We start from the raw sequence: 3,017 nt of genomic DNA, 5'->3' as shown, positions 1-3,017 counted from the left end.
ACGATACACCTTTCGATTGCGGCGCGGTGGCGACCGCCCTGGTCAATGCCGCCTGGTCTCGCGGGCTGGGCGCCGTGATCAACAGCCAAGGCATCATGCAAAGCCCCGTGGTGCGCGAGCATGCGGGGATCGCCGACGATCAGGTCATCATGAAAAGCATCGCGCTGGGCTGGCCCGATGAGACCTTTCCGGCGAATGCGGTGGTGTCCGAGCGGAAGTCGGTCGAGGAGGCCACGGTGTTCGTCGGATTCGAGGAATAGCGGCGCGGCGGGCTGGAGATGCAGCAGTGATACGCGCCATGGTCCGACATGCGATTGTTCTGGCGGCGGCTTTCGCCGCCGCCTTGACACCTGCCCCGTGCTTTGGCGAAAGCAGCAAGCCGTTGCCCGCCAAGGCCACCCAGGAATTGCCGGCCGAGCTGCTCGCGCTGCTCGAACAGAAGAAGATGCCGAAATATTCCCCTATCCTCGTGCGTCTCTTCAAGGAGGAGGCAGAGCTCGAAGTCTGGAAGCAGGACATTTCCGGCCGCTTCCAATTCCTCAAGACCTATCCGATCTGCCGGTGGTCGGGCGACCTCGGACCGAAATTGTACGAGGGCGACCGACAGGCTCCGGAAGGCTTTTACACGATCACACCCGAGTTGATGAATCCCAACTCCAACTTCTATCTCTCGATCAACCTCGGCTACCCCAACAGCTTCGACAGGGCAAACAAGCGGAACGGCAGCTTCCTCATGATCCACGGCGACTGCTGGTCGAGCGGTTGCTATGCCATGACGGACGAACAGATCAGCGAAATCTATTCGCTGGCGCGTGACACGTTCCGCGGTGGCCGGACATCGTTCCAGGTCCAAGCCTACCCGTTCCGCCTGACACCGGCGAACCTGGCGCGCCATCGAAATAATCCCAACCTGCCCTTCTGGAAAATGCTCAAGGTCGGCAACGATCATTTCGAGACGACACAACTCGAACCCAAGGTGGATGTGTGTCACCGCCGCTATGTGTTCGATGCGCAACCTTCCCCGAATTCGCCGCACCCTCTCGTGTTCAATCCGGTCGAGAAATGCCCTCCCTTTGTCGTCAACCCGGACATCGCGCGGCGGGCGCTGGAGAAACAGCGCGCCGACGAGCGCGCGTATGCGCAATTGCTCGAAGACAACGTGCCGGTTGCCCCGATCTACAGCGGATACGACGGCGGAATGAACAACGCTTTTCTCGCGCGCTTCCCGGGCAGGGTGACGTTTGCGAAAGTCATGCCGTATGCATCCTACCTGCCGCAATTGCCGCCGATCCCGTGGGTCGACAATGATGGTTCGTTGCCGAGCAAATGGTTCGGTGCCTTGTCCTCCAAGTCGTTGGTGTGTGATACCGCCAGTGCCGGTTTCCCATCGCGCCAGTGCTGAACATCTGTTTTGCTCAGCGATTGAGCACCGGCAGATCACGCCCGGCATCGCATGCCCCACGCGTGGTGAGCTGGGTGGCGGAACAATCGCAGGACCTGGCGAAGTCGGTCCAGCAATCCCTCGCACATTCGGGTACGAACTTCGTAGGTTCTAAGTATCACATCTAATAGTGATCCCCGCTCCATCGAAAGTGCGCGACTTCCCGTTCGCAAAGCACGCAGGTGGAGAAAGCCAAACTCACGCTTGTCGCTCGAGCGGCACTCGCTCATCGGCACACCATCGTCCTGACGCGGGATGGCGAACCACGTTTTTGCGACAAACTCGACTCCGTCCGAGTCGTAAGCGCCTTCAAAAATGATACGTAGAGGCGCTTCGACGGTGCGGATTCAGTGGGATCCAGAGCGCGATCTTCGGCTTCAACCGCTGCCATATCGCACTATTCAACTTGGAATCGGACCAGACGCCGTCACACAATACATCGGGCAGTGGATACGAAAGATAACCGATCTTATTGATCTAGCACACGCTGTTTACCGTCGGGTGCAGCACGGTGAACTGAAGGAGGCCGAAGCAATGTTGCCCAAAGAACGACCGTATGAATCAGTCATGCTCCTCAGATAATATTCTCGCTCCAGACGCGAGCAGTATCTGCCTGAAGGCGTCTACACGAGGCGGGATACCAGTTATCTCCAATACAAGCCGAACTGCGCGTCCCGATCGCTCGAAGCCCCACCATTTCCAATCACGTTCACGTAAGGCGTCGAGCCATGAGCGAAACTCCCAAGGCAAGTCATGCCAGCGGTCACGTGGCGTCACAGCCATAGCTCTGTCGCACTCCTCCGGCGTCATCATCGTTGATGCCAACCAGGAGGGCAAAGCCTCTCTCCAGTGTTGATCACTCGGCCATGTGTCGTAGTCGTACCTGACAAGAGACTCCACAACTCCGACAATACGCTCCCCGACAGCCTCCGGCTCATTACCAAGATCGACTGTAAATTCCCACTTAGCAGCAGGCAAATTCGGACCAAGCCCGCCTCGTCTAACTCGTTTAATTTCCGCTTGGTCCAACACTTCTACCTGTGCCTTGATATATTGAATCGAGCAGTCTTTGGAATTGATCTTGCCTTAGCCCGTACTGATCGGGATACGGATCGCGACTGATAATTGGAGCTCCGGACCCTCTCGCGATCCGCTGATCGCTGAGTGCTTCGTTGAATTCAACGGCAACCCCGTGGCCTCGGTTAAAAAGGGATTCAAGACCGCTGTGAGGCTCGCTGACCTACCAGGGAGGGTGACACCCCACACCTTGCGCCATACGGCTGCGACGTGGCTCATGCAGCGCGGCGTGCCAATCTGGGAGGCAGCAGGGTTCCTAGGCATGTCTCCCGAGGTCCTACAGGACACCTACGGCCACCACCACCCGGACTTTCTGCAGGGGGCGGCCGCGGCCATTGGCCAAAAGGCCCGATATGTTTCGGTGGTTGAAACGGTGGTTGACTCGGGAAGGACCAACGATCAGAAGGAAAAACCTAATGATTTCTGGTCGGAGTGGCAGGATTCGAACCTGCGACCCCTGCGTCCCGAACGCAGTGCTCTACCGGGCTGAGCCACACTC

3 protein-coding genes are annotated in these 3,017 nt (G+C 58.2%); all 3 read left to right on the top strand.

Annotated features, from left to right (window positions below):
- A partial coding sequence (locus JHD07_RS36645; RefSeq protein ID WP_291631055.1) for a nitroreductase family protein occupies positions 1 to 260 on the top strand: 260 nt, incomplete at its 5' end.
- A 26-nt stretch (positions 261 to 286) separates the two neighbouring features.
- Positions 287 to 1,402, top strand: coding sequence for a murein L,D-transpeptidase family protein (locus JHD07_RS36640; protein ID WP_291631053.1), 1,116 nt, complete (start codon positions 287 to 289; stop codon positions 1,400 to 1,402).
- 354 nt (positions 1,403 to 1,756) lie between these two features.
- Positions 1,757 to 2,023: a DUF4291 family protein gene (locus JHD07_RS39920; RefSeq protein WP_366865810.1), complete on the top strand. Its 267-nt coding sequence runs from the start codon at positions 1,757 to 1,759 to the stop codon at positions 2,021 to 2,023.
- The last annotated feature ends 994 nt before the right edge of the window (positions 2,024 to 3,017 follow it).

It is taken from the genome of Bradyrhizobium sp., from assembly GCF_016462955.1.
GTDB lineage: Bacteria > Pseudomonadota > Alphaproteobacteria > Rhizobiales > Xanthobacteraceae > Bradyrhizobium.
This window is presented reverse-complemented; position numbering and strand designations above follow the sequence as displayed.

What these genes read in the sequence shown, in the direction of transcription:
- JHD07_RS39920 (WP_366865810.1), top strand. Translation starts at nt 1,757, where the DNA reads ATGATACGTAGAGGCGCTTCGACGGTGCGGATTCAGTGGGATCCAGAG.